3 protein-coding genes are annotated in these 6,102 nt (G+C 75.0%); all 3 read left to right on the top strand.

Going from position 1 to position 6,102, the window contains the following annotated elements; translation table 11 throughout:
* Positions 1-794, top strand: a 794-nt coding sequence (locus ACLQ21_RS08945; RefSeq protein ID WP_425662971.1) for an LPXTG cell wall anchor domain-containing protein, incomplete at its 5' end; no start/stop codon positions are given.
* A gap of 138 nt (positions 795-932) precedes the next feature.
* Positions 933-2,492: a DNA polymerase Y family protein gene (locus ACLQ21_RS08940; RefSeq protein ID WP_425662970.1), complete on the top strand. Its 1,560-nt coding sequence runs from the start codon at positions 933-935 to the stop codon at positions 2,490-2,492.
* An 86-nt stretch (positions 2,493-2,578) separates the two neighbouring features.
* Entirely contained in the window at positions 2,579-5,977 is a 3,399-nt protein-coding gene (locus ACLQ21_RS08935) for an error-prone DNA polymerase (protein WP_425662969.1), read from the top strand.
* Positions 5,978-6,102: the final 125 nt, after the last annotated feature.

The following is a 6,102-nucleotide window of genomic DNA, read 5'->3' as shown; positions in this document are numbered from 1 at the left end:
TGCTGGCGCCGGTGACGGCTGGCGGCAACGCCGTGGCGGTGCTCGGGGATGCGTCGTCGGAGAGCTCCGACGTCGAGTCGGGAGCCGTCAGCGGCGGCTCGGACGGCGCAACCACGTCGGGCGAAGAGGGGGTGCTCTCGGGTACGCAGGTCGTCGCCGATGTGCTGGCGCCCGTGACGCTCGGCGGCAATGCGGTCGCGGTGCTGGGCGATGCTTCGTCGGAGAGGTCGACGGTCGACTCCTCGCCGGCGAACGGTGGCTCGGACGGCACGACGGGCGGCGATGACGGGCTGGCATCCGGCGGGCAGATCGTCGTCGATGTCCTGGCTCCGGTCACGAGCGGAGGCAACGCCATCGGCGTGATCGGTGACGCGTCGAGCACGGGCTCGACGACGACGGACCCGACAGCCCCGATCGTGCCGACAGTGCCCACGTCGCCGACGGTGCCGACCGAGCCGGGGGAGCCGACCGAGCCGACCCAGCCGGGCGAGCCGACCCAGCCGGGCGAGCCGACGGTGCCCGAGAGCCCGGGCGAGCAGCCCGGCGCTCCGTCCGATGGAGTCGAGGTCGGCAGCGAGTTCGGCGCCGACCTCGAGAAGGGGCTGGTGCTCGCCGGCGATGGTGAGGCGGCCGGCTCGGGCGACACTCGAGCCGCCCTGCAGCGCTCGGATGCCGCGGCCCAACTGCCTCGGACCGGCCTCGACGACCCCGGCGTCCTGCTGCCCGCGCTGGCCATGCTGGCGCTCGGGCTGCTGCTGGTCGTGGGCGCTCGGCGCGTCCGCTCCATGCGGTGACGGATGACGAGGTGCGGGGCGTGCGCTGCGCGTCCCGCACCTCGCCGCGTCCGAGTTGCGGAGCTGCCGTCGGCACGGGCCGACGCGCCACGCCGCATCGGCTTGACTGTGATCGAACGTATGTTCGATCATGGATGCGTGGGGATCGAGACGACGAGCAGCGCGGCAGCGCCGCCGGCAGTGCGGCTGCGGGGCAGTCGCATCGGCGTGCTGCGAGTGCCTGACTGGCCGATCGTCGTCGCGCGGCAGACCGGAGCCCTGCCTGCCGGAGGCGAGCACGGCTCGCCCGGCGCCGTGGTCCACGCGATGCGGATCGTCGCGTGCGATGAGGGCGCTCGCGCCGACGGCGTGCGGGTGGGCATGCGCATCCGCGATGCGCAGGCCGCGTCGCCCCTGCTCGCGCTCGCGCCCGCGGATCCGGTGGGGGAGGCGCTCGCGTTCGAGCGGGTCGTGCGGGCCGTGCTCGCGGTCGTGCCGGCTGCGCAGCCCATCGGTGATGGCGCGCTCGCGTTCCGGATGCGCGGGCCCAGTCGGTTCTACGGGTCCGAGCCGCGGGCGATCGAGGCCGTGCGCGGCGCGCTCACCCCGCTGGGGCTGACGGCGAGCTTCGGGGTCGCCGACGACCGCTTCTCCGCCGAGCTGGCCGCGAGCGGCTCAGGGGAGACGATCGTGCCGCCCGGAGGCAGCCGCGCGTTCCTCGAGCGCCTGCCGGTGGGCGTGCTCGGCGACGACGAGCTGCCGGGGATGCTGCACCGGCTCGGCGTGCACACGCTCGGCGGCTTCGCCCGGCTGCCCGACGACAGCATCCGCGACCGCTTCGGCGAGGCGGGACTCATCGCCCTCACCCGCGCCCGCGGCGAGGACGACCGCCGCGTCGACGCCGACGGGCTCGGCGAGGAGCGCGTGCTGCGGCTCGCGTTCGAGCCGGGCATCGAGGGCGTGCAGGAGCTCGCGCTCGCGGTGCGGGAGCCGGTCGAGCGCTTCGTGCGCCAGCTGGCCGAGCAGCGGCTCGTGTGCAGCGAGATCCGCATCGTGCTGCGCGGCGAGGAGGGGCACGTGAGCGAGCGGCTCTGGCGCCAGCCCGGCTTCCTGCGCGCGGGCGACATCGTCGACCGGATGCGGTGGCAGCTGACCGAGAGCGAGCTCGGCTCGCCGCTCGTCGAGGTGGTCGCGGCACCCGCGCGCCTCGACGCCGACGCCGAGCACATGCCGGGGCTGTGGGGCGGCGGCGACATCGACGACCGCACGAAGCACGCGCTCGAGCGGCTGCAGGGGATGCTCGGCCGCGAGGCGGTGCTCACCGCGGCGCCGGGCGGCGGCAGGCTGCTCGCCGAGCGTGGCGTGCTGACGCCGTGGGGCGACGCGGCGCCTGCACCTGCAGCCGGCCCGTGGCCCGGCGCGCTGCCGCCGCCTCGGCCATCGGTGGTGTTCCGGCCGCCGTTGCCGGTGCGGCTGCTCGACGAGGCGGGCGCCCAGGTCGAGGCCGCGGCGCTCGACGAGCGGGAGGGGTCGCCCGCGACCTTCTCGCCGCCCGCATCCACCCGCCGCCGCGTCGTCGCCTGGGCAGGTCCGTGGCCCATCCGGCGCCGTGAGCTGGGCGACGTGGTGCACCGGGTGCAGATCCTCGACGGCGAGGGGGAGGCGTGGGTGCTGCTGCACGCCGACGGCGTCTGGCTCGCGGAGGGCCGCTATGCCTGACCCTCAACGTCGCGGGTGGCAGCGCGACCGGCTGAGGCGCTTGACCGACCACTGGCGACGTTGAGGAAGAGGGAAGGGGGAGAGCGATGGGGTGGAACAACCCGCGGATGCCCTGGCGCGAGCTCGAGGGGATCCTCTCCGACCGCGACGTCGGCAGCAGCAGCCGCCAGCACCCGGCCGAGCTCGACGAGCTCCGCCGGCCGCACGTGCGCGTGCCCGCGCCGGGGGCGGCGACGCCCTACGCAGAGCTGCACGCGCACTCCCACTACTCGTTCCTCGACGGCGCCTCGAGCCCCGCGGAGCTCGTCAACGAGGCCCGCGCGCTCGGCCTCGAGGCGCTCGCGCTCGTCGACCACGACGGGCTCTACGGGGCGGTGCGGTTCGCCGAGGCAGCCGCCGACGCGGGGCTGCCGACCGTCTTCGGCACCGAGTTCACGCTCGGCCTCGAGGCGCCCCAGAACGGCATCCCCGACCCTGACGGCAGCCACCTCGTCGCGCTCGCGACGGGCCCCGCGGGCTACACGGCGCTCGCGACCGCGCTCACCGACGGCTACCTGACGACCGACGCGCACGGCGTCCCCGGCGAGAAGGGCAGGCCGGTGTTCGAGCTCGAGCGGCTCGCCGAGACGGCGGCGGGCGAGTGGCTCGTGCTCTCCGGCTGCCGCAAGGGCGGCGTGCGGCAGGCGCTCGAGCGGCACGCGTCGGCGGCGCAGGGGGCGGATGCGGCTGGCCTGGAGCTCGACCGGCTCGCGTCGCTCTTCGGCCGCGACCGCGTCGTGGTCGAGCTCAGCGACGTCGGCGACCCCCGCGACTTCGAGCGCAACCGGGTGCTCGCCGACCTCGCCGAGGGCCGCCGGCTGCCGGTGATCGCCACCACGAACGCCCACATCGCGAGCCCCGCGCGGCAGCGGCTCGGCGACGCGGTCGCGGCGGTGCGCGCGCGCCGCTCCATCGACGAGCTCGACGCCTGGCTGCCGGCAGGCGGTGTGCCCTCGCTGCGGAGCGGCGCCGTGATGGCGCGCCGCTTCCGCGCGTTCCCCGGCGCGGTCGACACGGCCGCCGCGCTCGGCCGCGCCCTCGCGTTCGACCTGCGTGCCGCATCCCCCAAACTGCCGAAGGTCGAGGTGCCCGACGGCCACACGCCCATGACGTGGCTGCGGGCGCTCGTCGCCGAGCGGCTGCCGCGCGTCTACGACACGACCGCCGACGGCCGCCCGACCCCGGAGGTCGCGGCCCGGCTGGAGCACGAGCTCAGCCTCATCGAGCAGAAGGGCTTCGCGGGCTACTTCCTCATCGTCTTCGAGATCTCGGACTTCGCGCACTCGCGCGGCATCCTCTGCCAGGGTCGCGGCTCGGCGGTCGCGAGCGCGGTGTGCTTCATCCTCGGCATCACCGCCGTCGACCCGATCCGCTACCGGCTGCCGTTCGAGCGCTTCATCTCGATGATGCGCGAGGAGGAGCCCGACATCGACATCGACTTCGACGCCGGCCGCCGCGAGGAGGTCATCCAGCACGTCTACGAGCGCTATGGCCGCCGCAACGCGGCGCAGGTCGCGAACGTCATCACCTACCGCCCGAAGTCGGCGGTGCGCGACGCGGCGAAGGCGCTCGGCTACGCCGTCGGGCAGCAGAACGCGTGGTCGAAATCGGTCGAGTCGTACTCGAAGCCCGACGTCGACGGCATCCCCGAGGCCGTCACCGAGCTCGCGGGCGAGTTCCTGCACGCGCCGCGGCACCTCGGCATCCACTCGGGCGGCATGGTGCTCACCGACGAGCCGGTCGGCTCGGTCTGCCCCATCGAGCCCGCCCGCATGCCCGGTCGCACGGTGCTGCAGTGGGACAAGGACGACTGCGAGTGGATGGGCCTGGTCAAGTTCGACCTGCTCGGCCTCGGCATGCTCGGCGCCATCTCGCACACCCTCGAGCTCGCGCGCGAGCACCTCGGCGAGGAGTGGTCGATCGCGTCGATCCCCGCCGAGGAGGCGGGCGTCTACGACATGCTGTGCGAGGCAGATGCGGTGGGCGTGTTCCAGGTCGAGTCGCGCGCGCAGATGGCGACCCTGCCGCGGCTCAAGCCGCGCTGCTTCTACGACCTCGTGATCGAGATCGCGCTCATCCGCCCCGGTCCCATCCAGGGCGGCGCGGTGCATCCCTACATCCGCCGCCGCACCGGCGCCGAGCCGGTGAGCTACCCGCACGAGCTGCTCGTGCCGGTGCTCGAGCGCACGCTCGGGGTGCCGCTGTTCCAGGAGCAGCTCATGCAGATGTCGGTCGCGGTCGGCGGCTTCGACGCGGGTGAGGCCGATCAGCTGCGCCGCGCGATCGGCTCGAAGCGCTCGCGCGAGCGCATCGAGGCGCTCAAGGCGAAGCTCTTCGCCGGCATGGCCGCGAACGGCGTCGACGACGCGACGGCCGAGTCGATCTACCGCAAGATCGAGGCGTTCGCGGGCTTCGGCTTCGCCGAGTCGCACTCGCTCGCGTTCGGCAAGCTCGTCTACGCCTCGTCGTGGCTCAAGCTGCACTACCCGGCCGCGTTCCTCGCCGGGCTGCTGCGCAGCCAGCCGATGGGGTTCTGGTCGCCGCAGACGCTCGTGAAGGATGCGCTGCGGCACGGGGTCGAGACGCTCCGTCCCGACGTGGTGCGCTCGAGCGCCGTCGCAGGCCTCGAGCGGCACGGCGAGCGCCGCCCGGGCCTCGACGCGTGCCTCGAGCGGGAGCAGCCGGCCGTGCCGCCGGTCGCCTCGGAGTCGCTCGCGATGCGCGACCGGCACCGCCGCGACGCGGGATTCGCGGTGCGGATGGGGCTCGCGAGTGTCGCGGGCGTCGGCGAGGCGGCGGCCGAGCGCATCGTCGCGGCGCGCGAGGCGGCGCCGCTGCGGGACATCCACGACCTCGCCCGCCGCGCCGACCTCGACCGGGGCGAGCTCGAGGCGCTCGCGACCGCCGGCGCCCTCGACGGGCTCGGCGTCAGCCGCCGCGAGGGGCTGTGGCTCGCGGGTCCCGCGTCGACCGAGCGCGAGGATCAGCTCGAGGGCTCGCAGCTCGTCATCCAGCCGCCGCTGCTGCCGATGCTCTCTGCCTCCGAGCAGGTGGCGCTCGACATCTGGTCGACGGGCGTCGCGACCGACGACCACCCGGTGCGGCACGCGCGCCCGATGCTCGATGCGCGCGGCGTGCTGCCGATCGAACGGCTCGCCGACGCCGAGCCCGGCCGGCGCGTGCAGACGGCGGGCATCGTCACGCACCGGCAGCGGCCGAGCACGGCGCAGGGCGTGACCTTCATGAACCTCGAGGACGAGACGGGGATGCTCAACGTCATCATCTCGAAGGGGCTGTGGGCGCACTCGCGGCAGGTCGCGCGGCACTCGCCCGCGCTCATCGTGCGCGGCATGCTGCAGCGCACGCCCGAGGGCGTCATCGCGGTGCTCGCGGATCGGCTCGAGCGCTTCGACGTGCCCACGAGCGGATCGCGCGACTTCCACTAGGCGGACCCGTGCTCCGCCCGGAACGAGTTGAGGGTTGGGGGGGGGGGGGGGGGGGCCCGGGCCGCGCCCCCCGCACCGGGGGGGGGGGGGGGGCCGGGCGCGCGCCGGGGGGGGGGGGGGGGTTG

It is taken from the genome of Agrococcus sp. DT81.2, from assembly GCF_049844935.1.
In the GTDB taxonomy this organism is placed as follows: Bacteria; Actinomycetota; Actinomycetes; order Actinomycetales; family Microbacteriaceae; genus Agrococcus.
The sequence above is the reverse complement of the archived record's forward strand: the minus strand, read 5'-3'. Positions and strand labels throughout refer to the sequence as shown.

Excerpts from the sequence above, each read along its gene's own strand:
- ACLQ21_RS08935 (WP_425662969.1), top strand. The coding sequence starts at position 2,579 with ATGGGGTGGAACAACCCGCGGATGCCCTGGCGCGAGCTCGAGGGGATC.